At 57.1% G+C, this 16,126-nt stretch carries 16 protein-coding genes; 10 read left to right on the top strand and 6 right to left on the bottom strand.

The features are described from left to right. Window positions 1-76: 76 nt before the first annotated feature. On the bottom strand, window positions 77-895 hold the full coding sequence (locus H2515_RS00515; RefSeq protein WP_065412955.1) for a response regulator transcription factor: 819 nt from the start codon (window positions 893-895) through the stop codon (window positions 77-79). 565 nt (window positions 896-1,460) lie between these two features. Between H2515_RS00515 and H2515_RS00510 the strand changes: the two genes are divergently transcribed. Then, window positions 1,461-2,999, top strand: a complete 1,539-nt coding sequence (locus H2515_RS00510) for a glucan biosynthesis protein (protein ID WP_035194652.1) — start codon at window positions 1,461-1,463, stop codon at window positions 2,997-2,999. A gap of 83 nt (window positions 3,000-3,082) precedes the next feature. On the opposite strand, the gene H2515_RS00505 is transcribed toward H2515_RS00510, so the two are convergent. From H2515_RS00505 to msrA, 3 genes are all read right to left on the bottom strand, one after another. Then, window positions 3,083-3,697 carry a hypothetical protein gene (locus H2515_RS00505; RefSeq protein WP_071182905.1) on the bottom strand — a complete coding sequence of 205 codons (615 nt, stop codon included), beginning with the start codon at window positions 3,695-3,697 and terminating at the stop codon, window positions 3,083-3,085. A 334-nt stretch (window positions 3,698-4,031) separates the two neighbouring features. After that, entirely contained in the window at window positions 4,032-4,457 is a 426-nt protein-coding gene (gene msrB / locus H2515_RS00500; RefSeq protein ID WP_065412952.1) for a peptide-methionine (R)-S-oxide reductase MsrB, read from the bottom strand. 14 nt (window positions 4,458-4,471) lie between these two features. Further along, the gene (gene msrA, locus H2515_RS00495) at window positions 4,472-5,059 is read right to left on the bottom strand and encodes a peptide-methionine (S)-S-oxide reductase MsrA (RefSeq protein WP_065412951.1); all 588 of its coding nucleotides are present in this window, start codon (window positions 5,057-5,059) and stop codon (window positions 4,472-4,474) included. Window positions 5,060-5,232: 173 nt separating this feature from the next. Between msrA and H2515_RS00490 the strand changes: the two genes are divergently transcribed. From H2515_RS00490 to rng, 8 genes are all read left to right on the top strand, one after another. Then, a complete protein-coding gene (locus H2515_RS00490; protein WP_198660654.1) occupies window positions 5,233-6,147 on the top strand; it encodes a thioredoxin fold domain-containing protein in 915 nt (304 codons plus the stop codon). A gap of 71 nt (window positions 6,148-6,218) precedes the next feature. Next, the gene (gene nadD / locus H2515_RS00485; RefSeq protein ID WP_014027607.1) at window positions 6,219-6,875 is read left to right on the top strand and encodes a nicotinate-nucleotide adenylyltransferase; all 657 of its coding nucleotides are present in this window, start codon (window positions 6,219-6,221) and stop codon (window positions 6,873-6,875) included. A gap of 23 nt (window positions 6,876-6,898) precedes the next feature. After that, window positions 6,899-7,255: a ribosome silencing factor gene (gene rsfS, locus H2515_RS00480; RefSeq protein ID WP_065412948.1), complete on the top strand. Its 357-nt coding sequence runs from the start codon at window positions 6,899-6,901 to the stop codon at window positions 7,253-7,255. 6 nt (window positions 7,256-7,261) lie between these two features. Further along, window positions 7,262-7,735 (top strand): 23S rRNA (pseudouridine(1915)-N(3))-methyltransferase RlmH, encoded by a 474-nt coding sequence (rlmH, locus tag H2515_RS00475; protein WP_035194642.1) that lies wholly within the window; start codon window positions 7,262-7,264, stop codon window positions 7,733-7,735. A 7-nt stretch (window positions 7,736-7,742) separates the two neighbouring features. Further along, window positions 7,743-8,177 (top strand): hypothetical protein, encoded by a 435-nt coding sequence (locus tag H2515_RS00470; RefSeq protein ID WP_083386356.1) that lies wholly within the window; start codon window positions 7,743-7,745, stop codon window positions 8,175-8,177. Beyond that, window positions 8,174-9,073 (top strand): hypothetical protein, encoded by a 900-nt coding sequence (locus H2515_RS00465; RefSeq protein WP_198660653.1) that lies wholly within the window; start codon window positions 8,174-8,176, stop codon window positions 9,071-9,073. The genes H2515_RS00470 and H2515_RS00465 overlap by 4 nt, the downstream gene beginning before the upstream one ends. After that, window positions 9,070-9,657, top strand: a complete 588-nt coding sequence (locus H2515_RS00460; protein ID WP_071182899.1) for a Maf family protein — start codon at window positions 9,070-9,072, stop codon at window positions 9,655-9,657. The genes H2515_RS00465 and H2515_RS00460 overlap by 4 nt, the downstream gene beginning before the upstream one ends. After that, window positions 9,654-11,144, top strand: coding sequence for a ribonuclease G (gene rng, locus H2515_RS00455; RefSeq protein WP_014027601.1), 1,491 nt, complete (start codon window positions 9,654-9,656; stop codon window positions 11,142-11,144). The genes H2515_RS00460 and rng overlap by 4 nt, the downstream gene beginning before the upstream one ends. Before the next feature lie 55 nt (window positions 11,145-11,199). Here the strand turns inward: rng and H2515_RS15915 are convergent, their stop codons facing one another. Then, a complete protein-coding gene (locus tag H2515_RS15915; RefSeq protein ID WP_232821640.1) occupies window positions 11,200-15,120 on the bottom strand; it encodes an EAL domain-containing protein in 3,921 nt (1,306 codons plus the stop codon). 334 nt (window positions 15,121-15,454) lie between these two features. Between H2515_RS15915 and H2515_RS00445 the strand changes: the two genes are divergently transcribed. Continuing rightward, window positions 15,455-15,781: a hypothetical protein gene (locus H2515_RS00445; RefSeq protein ID WP_141672392.1), complete on the top strand. Its 327-nt coding sequence runs from the start codon at window positions 15,455-15,457 to the stop codon at window positions 15,779-15,781. A gap of 112 nt (window positions 15,782-15,893) precedes the next feature. Here H2515_RS00445 and H2515_RS00440 read toward each other — a convergent pair whose 3' ends face one another. Continuing rightward, window positions 15,894-16,097 carry a cold-shock protein gene (locus H2515_RS00440; protein ID WP_014027598.1) on the bottom strand — a complete coding sequence of 68 codons (204 nt, stop codon included), beginning with the start codon at window positions 16,095-16,097 and terminating at the stop codon, window positions 15,894-15,896. Between the last annotated feature and the right edge of the window lie 29 nt (window positions 16,098-16,126).

Raw genomic sequence — 16,126 nt, 5'->3', positions numbered from 1 at the left:
CTAACAGCCGAATATTGCATCCATGTGTCACTGAGGTGCTGATTTTATGACGTTGTTATGACATTTTTATGACGTTTTACGTATTCTTTGGTGGTGAAAAGCGGTATCCGAAACTGTGCACTGTTTCCAGCCAGCTTTTGGCACCAACACTTTCCAGAATCTTGCGTAAACGATAAATCTTGACCACCAGGGTATTAGGAGCGAGATAAGTGCCCTTACCCTCCCACAGGATGTCGGCGATCTGATCGTTGGAAACGACCTCGTCCGGATGGGTGGCGAAATAATAAAGCAGATAAAAAAGCCGTCGCGGCAGATGAATTTCCTGTCCCAATATCCAGACCCGCAGTGACACCAAATCGATGCAGAGGTTTTCCTCTTTAACCACCCGGGCAGGCGCCTGTGTGCGCAGCTTCTTGAGGAGACCGCAGACCTGAGCGGTTAAGATTTCCGGCCCCATACTGGCAGGGATATACGCCTGTGCACCTACTTCCAGAGCTGCTACAGCGTGTGTTTCTTCATGGTCTACCGCACTATTGCCGACCACCAGGAAGGGCAGATCGCCCGCACGCGGCGCGAATTGCAGATGCCGCACCCAGTCACTTGTCGTGGCAGACCATCCGAGCAGAACCAGGACTTCAGGGTCCCAGCGCCGCACCAACTGCTCCGCTTTAGAGCGCTCCATGATCCGTATTACCTGGCCACCAGTGCGCTCCAGAGCCACTTCAACGGAGATGATCGTTTTACCGTTGGTCCGTGCATTCACCAGCAACAGGATCCGTGGGCCGTGTGGTGATCCGGTCCGCATCGGCGAGGAGGGTCGCGTCTGCGCAAACATTGCCGCACGTAGCACATGTACCGCGTGCGCAACAGCGCTGTTTAATAAAATTAATAACATGGCGGAAACTCCATGCGCACCATGCACGCGACGCACAGATGGAAGAAGCTCACCGAGCAATGTTGAGCGGGGGTGTCGATGACACGGAGTTGGACTACGTGCGTGCCCGTGGACTGACTCATGCAGTTCTCCTTAATGCGGGGCTAGATTGCGGCTCCGGTTAGGATAACTGGCTTATGTGACATTAGCATGAAGGTTACATGACTTTTTTATGACAATTCATGCCGGCGACGCCCTCAGACCAGGGATTATGGTTACTCTCCTGGCACCATAGCAGAGTTTTCCACAGGCATGCGTTTATCTGCAAATACCCTGCTCGCCGTCATCTGTCGCCAACGAGCGACATCCACACATAACGACTAAATTTCTCTTCTCCCCCTCTGAAAAGCGCTAATTATTAAGTGGACTCAAATACATAAGAATTTACTGCAATTGCGCGCAGGTTATTTATTTTGTTGTTCCCAGGCGACGAAAATGGTTGCGCGCCTATAGCCTCAATTAAGCCATTTTTACAGAAAATTAGTGACCTACGCCTGGTGGCATATAACTTGCTGGATCTATCTGCATGACTATCAGCAAATCAAAATTCAATATCCGTATCATCGTGCTTCCCCTGTGTTGTGGGGCGCTGCTCGCGGCTGTTTCTCCGGGTGCTGCAGCAATACCATTCGCTTTCAGTCAGGTGGTGCATGACGCTCATGATCTCGCTCAGAGGGCCTGGCATCCGCGCCCGGTGGAGGCCAGTAAAAGCCTGCGCCAACTAAGTCCGCAGGCGTATGGGCATATACTCGATACTCATCCACTGTGGAAGCACGACGGTTTTCCCTTCGAAGTCTTATTTTACCCGTTGGGCGGCACCTTTGATCATCCCGTGCGCGTCAATGTGATTCGCAACGGTCAGGTGTATCCCATTCGCTATGATTCGAAGACCTTTTCCGTCGAGGGCGCGCTGGCGAAAAAGGTCCATATCCCCAAAAATGGAGGCTATGCGGGTTTCCTTGTTAAAGATACGGGATATGCGCGGCAGCACGATGAATTTCTGTCTTTTCTTGGTGCGAGCTATTTTCGGGCGGTGAACAAAGATGCGGTTTATGGCACCTCGGCACGCGGACTCGGGATTGACACCGCGCTGCCCTCCGGTGAAATTTTTCCGTATTTCCAGGAATTCTGGCTACAGCGCCCAAAGCCTGGCGTGCATCATCTGACGATTTATGCGTTGCTCAACAGTCCGTTGATAACCGGCGCCTATCGCTTTGAAGTTACCCCCGGCAAGAACACGCATATCCGCGTCCACGCGGTCCTGTATCCGCGCAAGAAGATTCGCCAGTTGGAAATCGCGCCGTTATCCAGCATGTTCTGGCATGGCCGTGGACGCGGCATTCGCGCTGGGGACTGGCATCCGCAACAGCATGATTCCAGCGATCTCATTATGGCCAACGGTGATGGTGAGTGGATTACCCGACCATTGAATAATCCACTGTATACGCAGGTCACACGGTATACCTTGGCGCATCCGCAGGGCTTTGGTTTGTTTCAGCAGGATCGGCGATTCACCAGTTATGAGGGAATCTACACGCAATATCAGAAGCGTCCGAGTGTCTGGATTCAGCCTTTGAACGATTGGGGAAAGGGGCAGGTAGAGCTGGTGGAATTACCTACCAATAACCGCAATCTTGACAATATCGTGGCGTTTTGGGTACCGCAGCATCCGCCGCAACCGGGGCAGGCCTTTTCCGTTAGTTATCGCCTGAATTTTTTGCGTGACGCCGCCGATCTGCCACCAGGGGGGCACCCCGTCGCGACCTATTTTGGGACCGTGCCGCACAGCGGCGGGAGCCGCCGTATTGTGGTAGATTTCGCGGGTGGCGGTTTAGGCCGACTCCCAGCGAACACCCCCGTGCAGGCGCATATTTCCGTGGGGCCGGGCACCCGTTTAATCCATTCCGCGGTACGCTTCGACCCGGCCAATCATCAGTGGCAGTGGCGGGCCCAGATCCTGCCACCAGCGGATCATCCGACCAACGTTCGCGTCTTTCTGGAATCGCGTGACCACGCCCTCAGCGACACCTGGACCTATCTGCTGCAGCGCAGCAAGAAGTCTTAGGCGTCAGACAATAACAACCTGAATAGATCGTGCGGCGCGATGGCTTCTTGCAAGCCATCGCGCCGCACTCCCCAAAGTATGCTTCAGTCCCCGTTCGTCAACTGTTGCGTTGCGGAGCTGGGATTGATCTGGACGTGATCCCCGTGGGCATGCGCAAATGCCGGGGCGGTCAGGCCACCCATCAGGATAATGCCCCATACGACGGCAGCTCTGACCATCCTTTTACCGCGTGCAGAGGTACGACGTGCTGGCAAGACAAAAGTAGCTTTGAGGCTGTCACCTATTGTTGAAGCGACGGGTTGCTGACTGAAAAAGTGCCGCAATGCATCTTGCGGAGAACGCAGAAACGGTTTTGAGGCCATCGACGAACGGTGAATCACCGGAACTTGCTGACGACGCAACCATGCCGCAGGATACTCAGCGTGACGCGTGGCGGGCAATGAGAGCGTCAGTCTCGCATGCAGTTCATCCCCCTCCGCGAGGGACCCGAGCGCGGCCTGTAGTGCAATGAATGCGTTACCATTTCCCGCACCACTTGGCACCTGTGTAATTTCCTCTTCTACCCAATGCCGCTGTGCGGGTGTCAACGCCAAGTGGTCCAGGTAGCGCTGCGTCAGGGCGGGTGTTGTGGTATGCGGGACCTCACCGCGAAGTAGCGGTGATCTGGAAATGTTAACGGCATCAGCATCTTTTAACACGATAAAACTCCATGATTTGGCGGTTTCCCTAAACCATATACCATGTAACCAAGCAGATATCGTGCCATAGCCGCTATCGGTTGTTTTTCGCGCTGTCAGTCCAATAGTTGACCATACTGAACCGTACTTTCGTCGCCCTAAGGCAACAAAAAGAAAATGAGCTGTGGCGACACGCGAAATGAAAATCATCGATAGCATGGGATTAAAATCTATCGTTTATTGATCCGTTGTAGAGGGATTGCGACACCCGGCTCTTCCGTCGCTCAATAACGACATTCACCACCCTTTTCATCTTCGGACTGGTATTAAGGCGTTCAATACCGTTTAATGGAAACTACGTGGCCTTTTCAAAGCGCAACGCTGCCGAATTCAGGCAATAGCGCAGTCCCGTCGGTGTCGGACCATCGGGAAATACATGCCCCAGATGGCTATCACAACGGGCGCAGCGGATTTCCGTGCGGACCATACCGTGACTGGCATCGCGAATTTCGCAGAGGTGGTCAGGCGCATAGGGCTCCCGGAAACTCGGCCAACCGGTCCCCGACTCAAACTTGGCTGTAGAACGAAACAGCGGTAGGCTGCATAACGCGCAGACGAAAGTCCCATCACCCTTTTCATGCAGCAGTCCACCGCAGAAAGGCGGCTCCGTACCATGCTCAAAGAGCACATGACGCACCTCGGCAGACAATCCCCGCGCCATTTCTGCACGTTTATCAGCCTCAATCGGGGTTAGATCAAATCCCGCAGATGAACAGATCATCGCTATAATCTCCTTCAAATATTACGCAACAATTGCGGAAAATGCGCATGCAGCTTTTCCACTTTCGGTAGCGCCACCGCACAAATATAGGGTTGATCGGGATGCCGGCGGGCGTAATCCTGATGGGTGTCTTCGGCGGGATAAAAATGCGTCAAGGGCGTGATTTCGGTGGCGATGGGAGCCGCAAAAACACCCGCCTGATTGATCTGCGCCACATAATCCCGCGCCATCACCGCCTGCGCATCGTTCAGAGTAAATATGGCGGAGCGGTACTGCGTCCCCACATCATTCCCCTGCCGGTTGTGCTGCGTCGGATCGTGGGCCACCGCAAAAAAGACCTGCAACAAACGGCCAAAAGAGAGCAGCCTCGGATCGTAGTGAATCTCCACCGCCTCAGCATGGCCCGTTGCACCACCGCACACCGCCCGGTAGTTCGCCGTCTCCGCCGCGCCGCCCGTATAACCAGACACCACCCGCGTCACCCCGGCAAGATCCAGATACACCGCCTCCACGCACCAGAAGCAGCCCCCCGCCAGTACCGCCATACCAGGTATATCGGCGGCGGGATCCTCCCGGCCGGGAGCAGGAATCGTTAAAGTCATGACATGCACTCCATGAGCGCCCATTACCCCTGACCGGAGTGGGCATTGTCCTGAGCATAGCGACAAACTTTCAGCAAACCAAACACCAGCGGGCTGATGTGCCAGACTCCAGCGCATTTGCTAGTATTTACGCTCTGGCGAGATTCGTTTTGCAAAAATTGGGGAGAGTGGGCATGGCAGATGAAGATCAGCGCAGCAGAACAAAAGGGCGCATTGCATTCAGAAGAGCCGCAGGGCTGCGTTTAGCGGCGCTGCTTTTCGGCCCACTAGTGCTCGCCGGGTGTGCAACCACCAGCCCGAATCTCAAATCTGCGGAGCATCTGGTGCAAAGCAACTTCCATGGCCAGGCCCATGTGGTCAAGGTTTTTCCCGGTCCCACCCAAAAACTTACCGGCATCGTCGCCGAGAATAGCCAGCATCAGCAGGGCATACTCTGGATGTTGTCCAACCGCTACCTCCTGCTCGGCCCGGTGGTGAACGATAAGGGCCACGACATCACCCAAACGGCCACAAAAAGGTATCTGGCCCAACCCAGGAAGGTCCCTGCCGAGCATCTCGCCCCGGCGGCCCTGAAGGCACCGGGCTTCACGATAGGTCATGCCGGCCCGCTGATCGTGGTGTTTATGGATCCCAACTGCATTTACTGCCATCTGCTCTGGAAAGCGTTACAAAAACCCGTCGCCGACGGGCAGCTCCGGGTAAAATTAATCCCGGTCGGCTTTCTGAAAGACTCCAGTGCCGCCAAGGCCGCCACGATTCTCGCCGCCAAAGACCCGGCAGTCGCCTGGGCGAATAATGAGAAAAGATTTAATGACCATACCGAGGAAGGCGGCACCCAGCCCTTGGCGCAGATTCCCCCAAAGGACGTGGCAGCCATCAACACCAACACCACGTTGCTGCAGGCCAGCGGCGAAGAAGCGACACCAACCCTGCTTTTCTGCCAGAAGAATTCGTCTGCCGCCAACGCAACAAAGGATAAAACCGGCCCGCAGATGACCCTGGAACATGGCATCGCCATACATGCACTGCCCGCGCTAATCGGCTCGCTCGATGGCAATGTGAGCGCGACGGGCTGCACCACCCCTTAATCTCCGCACGCCTGGCGCACTTCGATGCGCGCCGACTTCCCTCCCGGGCAACCCTTGGTTATATTCCGCCTATGCACCGTTCCACACATGATGATCTGGTCATCCTCGGCGGCACCTTCGACCCTATCCACTACGGGCACCTGCGCGCCGTGGAAGAAGTGCGGCAGGCCCTTGGCGTTACACAGGTGATGTTGATCCCGGCCGGGCACCCACCGCACCGCCAAAGCCCGTGGGCTGATGCCCGCCATCGTCTGGCCATGACCCGCATCGCCGTCGCCCACCACCCGCAGTTCACAGTCAGCTCCTGGGAAGTGAAGCGGGAAGGGCCGTCCTACAGCGTCGACACCCTCACTGCCCTGCGCCAGCAACGCCCAGATGCGGTACTCGCCATGGTCATCGGCATGGATGCCTTTCTGCGCTTCGACACCTGGCACCGGTGGCAGCATATTCTGGACCTCACCCACCTCATTGTTACCGGGCGCCCCGGCTGGCCCGCCGCCGAATTACCGGAAGCCCTGCGTCAGGCACTCTATCAGCGCCGTTGTGAAGATGTCAGCACCCTGCGTCAGACGCCAGCCGGGCGCATTTTGTTCCACACGGTCACCGCGCTGGAGATCTCCGCCACCAGCATCCGCAGTCTGCTCGCCAGTCATCACAGTCCGCGTTTCCTGTTACCGGACGAAGTATTGGATTATATTGACGCTGAAGGGCTCTACCATAGCCCGTAACCCGACACAAAGGATCATAACACTTGGCGACAGCAGAAACCCTCCGCGACCTGGCCATCTCCGTTCTGGATGAACACAAAGCGCTCGACATCAAGAGCATTGATGTCCGCAAGCAGACCGACATCACCGACTATCTGATCATTGCCTCCGGCACATCCGACCGCCACCTGCGGGCGCTGGCCGACGCCGTGATGGCCCGCATGCGCGAGGAAGGCGTAAAGCCTATAGGCAAGGAAGGCCTCACTGTGGGCGACTGGGCGCTGGTAGATCTCGGTGACGTCGTCGTCCATGTGATGCGTCCGGAAGTGCGCGATTTTTATCAGTTGGAGCGGCTCTGGGGAGAGCTCCCGCAACTGCGTGGCCAAAACGAGGGGCGCTGATCCGCAATGCGCCTCTGGGTGCTGGCCATCGGCAGCAAAATGCCGGCATGGGTAGAGGCGGGCGTCGCCGAATACACCGCACGGATGCCGCCGCAAATGCGCGTCGAGTGGCGCGCGCTCCCGCTGGCTCGACGCGGGCGCAGCGGGGACCCGGTACGCTGGCGGCGCGAAGAAGGCGAGCGAATTCTGGCAGCCACTCCCGGCGGTGCCGAGCGGGTAGCGCTGGAAGTGGGTGGCAAGCGTCTGGACAGCGAAGCCTTAGCGCAGCGCATCGACACATGGTTCGCTGGTGGACGCGATGTGGCACTATGGATCGGCGGCCCCGAAGGTCTCGATCCCGCCCTGCAACCGGACTGGCGCTGGTCCTTGTCGCCCCTGACCCTCGCGCATCCGGTGGTGCGCGTCGTGCTGGCTGAACAACTATACCGGGCCTGGAGCATTCAGGCCCGGTTACCTTATCATCGTGGCGGAGAGGAGTGACGCTGACGTGAATACGCTATGGAACCGAAGTCTCTATCCCCGCCTGGGGATGGCACTGGCCCTGAGTCTGGGCCTCAGCGCCTGCGCGCAGATGGTACAGGTCAACCCGCAACAGAGCGCCGCTGACGCAGTTGCCGTACAGGCGGGCCGGGAGCGCATTCTCGCCCTCTCGCCTGCGGTCAACATGCGGCAACTAGCACCGGTAGAGAAGGCACTGAACGCCGCACGGGAAGCGGTTACGCGCGGCGATCATGTGTATGCCGAGCGGCAGACCCTGCTCGCCAGGGTCCTGCTTGACAACATTCAGACCCGCCTGAATGCGGCCCCGAACAGTCAGCGCGCAGCGCTGCAAAGTCAGATCGGCAATTTGCAGAGTCAGATTGCCACGACCCACCAGCAAATTGACGCCACCAAAGCACAAATCGCCAAGGAGGCTTCATGATGCGCGCCCGTCACTTCACCGCCGTCGTCCTGCTCCTTGCGCTGCCCGGTATAGCGGTGGCCGATATCGCCACCACGCAGGCCTTGCAGCAAGCCCTCCAGCGCCTGGAAAAGGCCCAGCGCAGCGGCCCGCCCATACCTCCCGCCACCCTGTCCGGCCTGCACAGCAGCCTGCGGATGATGACCAGCGATCAGGTCAACCCTGTGCTTTTCCAGGTCGATCGCGCCATTTTTAACGCGCGCCTCGCCGGTCTCCGCGAACAACGTCAACAGGCGGCAGAACAAGACCGGCTCAGCGGCCTGCGACAGCAGGTGCAGTCGTTGACCCGCCAGCACCAGGCGCTACAGAACGAATACGGCAAGCTGCGCGAACAACTGGCGAGCAAAACCATGAGCGGTGCCCGGACCCAGCACCTGCAAGCCGAAATCCAGCAGCAGCAGCAGATGTTGCAGTCTGAAGAACAGCGTCTGGCCGGGCTGGCGCAGCAGCAGGGCGCCACACCCATCCCAGGCGTCGCCGCTAGCCCGCTCACGACGCAGCCCGGCTACGGCAAGGCGTTGATGGTATACGCCCAGGTCCGAGCCGCCAGCGACGGGGTACATGTCACCATGCCGGTAAACAGCTTGTTCGGCAGCGATACCCGGCTTTCCGCTGACGGTAAACAGCGTTTGCAGGCTATTTCCGGCATCCTCAAGCAGACGGCAGCCAGTGAAATACTCGTGCGGGTAGCCCCCCAGCCCCTGGGCGCCAATGTCGCCACCCAACGCGCCGAAACCATTCTCCGCACTCTGCGCCACAATGGTATCCCCGGTACGGTGCTGGCACTGGCCACCGGCGTCGGCCTCAGTTCGGGGACCGCCGAACTGCTGTTGGTGAACGCCAGCCCGACCCCGTGACCCGCCTGATTCTCGCCTCTGCCTCACCGCGTCGCCTGGCCCTGCTCCAGCAGTTGGGCTACGCGCCGGAGATTTTAGTCACCGCCGTGGATGAAACTCCGCGACCCGGCGAGACTCCGGCTGCCCTCGCTCAGCGCCTGGCCCATAGCAAAGCACTCGCTGCGGGTCCGGCCAACCCGGAAGCCATCATCCTGGCGGCAGACACCGTCGTGGCGTTAGGGGATCGCAGCTTCGGCAAGCCCGGCAACTTCGCGGAAGCCATGCAAATGTATGCGGCACTCGGTGGCCTCTGGCATCAGGTGCATACGGCTGTCGCTGTGCTCCATCGGGACCAGGTGACTCTGCGCCTGTGCAGCAGCGCCGTGCGCTTACGCCCTCTTGCCAGCACGGAGATGCGCGCCTACTGGGATACCGGCGAACCGGTTGACAAGGCCGGGGCTTATGCCATTCAGGGCATCGGCGCGGTCTTTGTCAGCGGTTTGCAAGGATCCTATAGCGGCGTCATGGGCCTGCCCCTTTTTGAAACGACTGAGATGCTTGCCGCTTGCGGCCTCTCCACCCCTTACCTCTCAGGACAACCATGAGCGAAGAACTGCTGATCAACGTCACCCCCCAGGAAATCCGCGTCGCACTGGTGGATAACGGCGTCCTCCAGGAACTCCAGGTTGAGCGCAGCGGTCATCGCGGTCTGGTGGGCAATATCTACAAAGGCATCGTCCGCCGCGTCCTGCCCGGCATGCAGGCCGCTTTCGTCGATGTCGGCCTGGAACGAACCGCCTTTCTCCACGCTACGGACATTCAGGATGACAGCGAGGAGGTGCAAGGCGAGACGGACATCGAAACCCGTGCCGGTCACCACGAGGTTCGCAACGTCTGTGCCCTGCTCCACGAAGGGCAGGAAGTGGTGGTGCAGGTCATCAAGGACCCTCTCGGCAGCAAAGGCGCGCGCCTCTCCACCCGCATCACCCTACCCGGACGTTATCTGGTTTACATGCCCTTTGTGCCGCGCATCGGCGTCTCCACCCGCATTGAATCGCCTGAAGAACGTTTCCGGCTCAAGGAACAGCTCAAATCCGCGATCCCGCCCGAAGAGGCTGGCGGCTACATTATCCGCACTCTCGCGGAGGGCGTAGAAGAGACCGATTTCGTCGGCGATATCGATTTTCTCCGGCGCCTGTGGGACTCCATCCGCGCCCGACTGGAGCATAGCCCGGCCCCCGGCCAGATTCACAGCGACCTCAACCTCGCCATGCGCATGATGCGCGATGTGATGTCCGACGACATTCAACGGGTACGCATCGATTCGCGGGAAACCGTCGATGCCGCCCTGGCCTTTTGTCGGGGCGTCACCCCGGAAGTCGCCGATCGCATCGAGCACTACAGCGGCGAGCGTCCGCTCTTCGATCTTTATAATGTCGAGGACGAAATTGAGCGCGCCCTGCAAAGCCGGGTTACCCTCAAGTCCGGTGCCTACCTCATCATCGACCAGACCGAGGCGCTGACCACGGTGGACGTCAACACCGGCGGCTTCGTGGGGCGGCGCAATCAGGAAGAAACCATCTTCAAGACCAATCTGGAGGCGGCTGCCGCCATCGCCCGGCAGATGCGCCTGCGCAACATCGGCGGCATGATCATCATCGACTTCATCGACATGGAAGACGAAGAGCACAAACGCCGCGTCCAGCGCGCACTGGAAAAGGCCATCCAGAGCGACCGTACCCGCTGTAACATCACCCAGATCTCCTTTCTGGGCCTAGTGGAAATGACCCGCAAACGCACTCGCGAAAGTCTGCGCCAGACCCTCTGCGAACCCTGCCCCTACTGCCATGGCCGCGGTTTCATGAAAACCGCAGAAACCATCTGCTACGAAATTCTCCGCGAGATCGTCCGCGAAACCCGTGCCTACCCCGCCGAACGCTTTGTGGTTTTGGCGTCATCGCAGGTCATGGAGAAACTCCTGGACGAGGAGAGCACCAGCCTTGCGGCACTGGAGGAATTTATCGGCCGCCCCATCAAGGTGCAGGCAGAGGCGACTTATACACAGGAGCAGTACGACATCATTCTGATGTAGCAGAGCAAAGACGCGACGGGATTCTTTAATTTATGCAGATTCCCCGCAGCCCATATCAACGTTTTGTTTTCTGGAAAGCTTCCAGCAATCCACCCTCAAACGCTTTTTGCGTCTGTTTCACCGTTTCCCAGTCTCCGATAACGGGGGCCTTCAACAACGATGCGATAGCGCGATGAACCTCCCAATGCAGTCCAAACAAGAGCGAGTTTTCCGCAAGACCCAGACGCCGCATATGCTCATCCATGGCACAGCGGGAAGCCTCTGCCAGTTCATCACTATTGATCAACAGCGGATTATCGAGGATCACCTTTTTCAAAGCCCCTTGGTCGGATACCTGTTTGGCATAAAGTCCGAGCAAGCTGGTCGGATGCTGTCGATGATAGGATGGATGCTGGACGAGAAATTCCCGCAATTGCGCTACGGGCATGGGCCTGGCGATAGCATAGCCCTGCAATAATCGGATGCCCATGACCGAGATCGCATCCAGGATGTCATCCGTTTCCACCCCTTCCACCACCAGGTCCACTCCCATGCCGAATGCCAAATCCCGGATAGAAGCAATAAAATACAAATCCTGGGGCCGCTCCTCCAGGGAGCGGATGAAGCCCTGATCCAGCTTGATCTCATCAATAGGCAACACCTTAAGACGCAGCAGTGAGAAATAAGCACTGCCCACATCATCCAGAGCGAGGCGAATACCCAGATCCTTGATGTCGTGCAAAATAGATAACGCGGCATTACGCTCCAGGAAATCGCTGCCCCCCAGGATTTCCAGCGTAATCCGGGAAGAATCAATGCCGCTGGCTTCAACAACCCCTGCCAGACAGCGGACGTAGCGGTCGTCGACGGATTCCTGGGCTACGTTAAAGGATACCCAGAGCGACCATCCCAGAACATCCAGCCCGGCCAGATCGGCCAATGCCCGGATAAGGACCATCCGGCTGAGATCAGTAGTGTCCTCGGCCGTGATCAGTGGCAGGAACTCTCCCGGATAAAGAATTCGTCCATCCTCGTCCCGCAGTCGCGCCAATGCCTCCACCCCCACGATCTGGTGAGAGTGGGTGTCGAGGACGGGCTGGTAATGGACGAGCAGTTCACCATTCCGCAACAGTTTTTGGACGGCATTCAGCCGCAATGACACTGGTTTCCCATAAAGGGTCCAGAAATGCAAGCGATCCGTCTTGTGACTCTTACAATTATAGAGCGCCTGGTCGGCGTAGCGGAGAAGCGTGTCCGGATTATTGATATCATCGGTAGGATAGATAGACATCCCGGCACTGAGATCGACCACCGCCTTGTTTCCATTGTGAAGATCAATGGGTTGTCGGACCACCCCCCCGATCTTCTCCATGGCGATGTTGATTTCCTCTATGGAGGTGCAGTCTTCCAGGAGCAAAACGAACTCATCACCGCCCAGCCGGGCCACAAAGTCCGTGCGGCGCACACCTTCCCGCAAATGTTGGCCGACGCGCTGCAAGACCAGATCGCCCGCCGCGTGGCCATAGGTGTCGTTGATACCCTTAAAACCGTCGAGATCTATCATGACGACACCTAAAAGGTATTTATAGCGATCGGCGCGGACCATGGCCTTTTCCAGCTCGGCATCCAGAGCACGGCGATTAGGCAGGCCGGTGAGCATATCGAAGAGCGCTTGCTGTGCCAGTTCATCCATCAACTGATGGCGCTCCGTCACGTCCACACAGGTCCAAAGGATACGTTCCACGCCATCCGGTTCGTCCAGTCGTTGGCCGGAAAGATCCATATAGATGATGCCGCCATCCATGCGGCGGTAGGGCACATCTCTGAGTGTTCCATGCCCCTCTTTCAGCACGGTTTGCGCAGCTGCACTCACCCACGCATAGGTTTCTTCTCCTGAAAAAAACTCTCGTAGCGGATGGCCTACCACATCCTCCATAGAAGCAGCCTCGAACATCTCCAGCATCCGTGCATTGATCCGTTCGATAATCCGTTCCGGATAGCGCATCACGTTGATACCAGAAGTTTGTACATTCAGTAGCACTTCGTTGAAAGCGTTGGCTTCCCGTTCCTTGCGCAGGATATCCAGACGATCCAAACCATAGCCCACATCCTTGGCTAAGTCTTCGAGAATCTTCTGGAGATCGGCATCAAAAATGCGTTCTTCGCCACGGTATACCGCCAGGACAGCCCACAGCTTGCCGCCCCGGTAAATAGGGAGCGAGGCGTTCGCCCCCATCCCAAAGGCCTGAGCGCGTTGCACCCAGGGATGCATGTGCGGGTTTTTGGTAAATGACGCATTATAAACCGGTTGTTGATCGCGCCATGACTGGCCTACAGGACCTTGCCCATCGGGAGATTCTGCGGACACTGAAATGCAGATGTCCTCCAGATAGTCCACCGCCCCGGCAGCGGCAAGGCTTTTAAAAGCACCCCTGTCATCGGGCCGACCAATCCACGCCAACCGTATATTCGTGTGCTGGACGGTCAGTGCGCAGAGGGATTGCAGCAACTCCGCTTCGTTCTCCATATGGGCGATGGCTTCATTGGCACTGGAAAGCAGCACACTGAAATGCGTGAGTTGCTGCAGTTGCTGGTGATCCCTGGATTGCGTGAGGGCGGCACCTACGGATTGAACCATCTGTGCGAGGAGATTTTGCAGAGCGGGAGTAAAGTGGTGCCGGGTATCACTTTCGATCACAAGCACGGCGAAGGGATCCGGACTCTCGGACAAGAAGATAGGATAGGCCATAACGCTACGCACGCGGCGCAGCGCAGGGATGCCATTATGGATCTCTGCCATCGCCGCATGTTCTTGGGGATCCAGTGGCCCTAACAGTATTTTTTCGCGAAAACAACGCGCCGGGAGCAGATTGCCATAGGGCAAATGGGCGGAATCCAGCGAAATTTTCATCTGCACCAGGGACTGCTGCAGGTCAGTATCATCGGCCCGGGCAGCGGTGATGCGCAGCCACTCCGCACCGGCCTCGGGAAGGGCCACATAGGCACCGATGGCTTTGGTCTTTACGACGATGGTGTCCACCACCAGCCGATACATCTCCTCTGTATCCCGGAGGTTGATGAGTGATTGTTGAATATGGAGTGCCGCCTTCTGGTATTCATGCAGTTGGCGGATACGGGCATAGGCGATTTGGGTGGCCGTATCCGTGGCTGCGGTGATCAGGAGCAACAAGAAAGTGAGCAGCAGATAGCGCCATTCGTTCTCCCAGAAGAGGTGCGCCAGCGTTACCGCATCCCATTGGGTGTGAACAATCCATGGCAAGCCCGGTATGGGCGTTGTTATTTCACCTACGGGGCGGGGCAGAGGCGAGCCCGGCGGGAGCCAGTGCCCATCCCTCCAGAGGGATATCGCCTTGCCGTCGGAAAGACTCAGGACCACCCCCTGGATCATCGAAGGGGTCTTAATGCTGCTCATCCTTGACAGGAGAAATGGCGATCCGATAAAACCCAGCACGCGGCCGTCGTTATCCCTGAGGCGTTCGCGCAGGGGTAGTATCCAGGCCTGATCCCGTGTGGCAAAGAATGGTGCCCCCAGAAATTGATTTGGATCGTCTTGCAGCGCATGGAATGCCTTGCCCGCGGCAATGATGGGGTGGGAAGATGGCTTTTGACTCGACCAGACGGTGAGATGGCCAGTGGGGTTCTGAATATTGATGGCGATGATGGCCGGATGTGTTTGGCGAAAAGCCGTTAAATCGGCCAGCGCTTTGGCGCTGGGGATCAGCGTTCCAGATCCCTTTTGGAGGAAGGTATCCCGAAGGAACGTCAAATCATGAAAATGGGCACGGATTTGCAGCGCCACCCCGTCTGCGACAATATGCCCCGTCTCTGCGGCTTTGCCATGCAATACAGCATGGGCGGCATTTCTGGCATTTATCGTATTGGATACAAGAAATCCCACGATCAACAGGGTAATGGCAACAAAAAAAGCGTGGATAGAGCGCTCCGGCCGTTTGGCAAAAGCGGACAGCAGATGCATAAAAGGCACGCTGGCCTTCGTTAAGAAGGATCGGTTACGAGAGGCCCTATGGATCATGGAACTAAACCCCTGATGGGCTGTTCTTCCTGTAGATAGGCGATATAGGCAGAAAAGGCAATGCGTTGAGGCCAGGCACGCGGTGGGCTCTTGTTCGCCTGAGGCTTATTGGCTAATGATACGAAAATCTAACCTGTGGCCTGGGTCCGGCGCGACCTGTTTGTTGAAAAACCCCTCCCCATATCTAAAGTAGAGTGTAGATTAAGATATTGAGAAGTAACCGGTTAACCGCTAAAGTGAGGGCCACCGATGACTATTGTTAACTGGCCAAATTTCTATGAATAACCATCGTCGCAACAGTTTTATTGAAGATATCGGAATAAGAAGCATGTTTATAGTAATTTTTGCCGTGCTGGGCGGAGCTGTGGCTTATCTTCTCCGTCCAGCAGTCCCGCTTATCGGGCAACTACCTTTCAGCACCATCATGACAGACGGAAAGAATCTTCACGGTCTTGAGCGCCTCGCGCAGCCTTATGCACAGCAATCTTTAGAATATTTAATCGCTGGCGTGGTGATTGGTGGCATGTTCGGGATAATTGCTTCATACCTCTATGCTCTGTCACAAGATGATGGCAGACATCATCGCACCCCACCCAGGCCATGACAGATGCATTCAGGGCCACTTCAGCAATCACCTACTTTTCCACTGAAGACGGCAAGCCATAAAAAAAGCGCCGCAAAAGAGCGACGCCCTGTGGCGATCATCCGATAAAGGATTATGCCTCGCGCACGTCCTCAGCCTGCATGCCTTTCGGGCCGCGAACACTGTTAAACGTTACGCGCGCGCCTTCCGCCAGAGTCTTAAAGCCGCTGCCCTGGATAGCAGAGTGATGCACAAACACATCTTCCTTACCATCTTCCGGCGTGATGAAACCAAAACCTTTGCTATCATTGAACCACTTTACTGTACCAGTTGCCATGTTTAAGAACTTCCTAACATTATGTTAAA

Origin of the sequence: Acidithiobacillus ferrivorans (assembly GCF_016250455.1) — a bacterium.
In the GTDB taxonomy this organism is placed as follows: domain Bacteria; phylum Pseudomonadota; class Gammaproteobacteria; order Acidithiobacillales; family Acidithiobacillaceae; genus Acidithiobacillus; species Acidithiobacillus ferrivorans.
The sequence above is the reverse complement of the archived record's forward strand: the minus strand, read 5'-3'. Positions and strand labels throughout refer to the sequence as shown.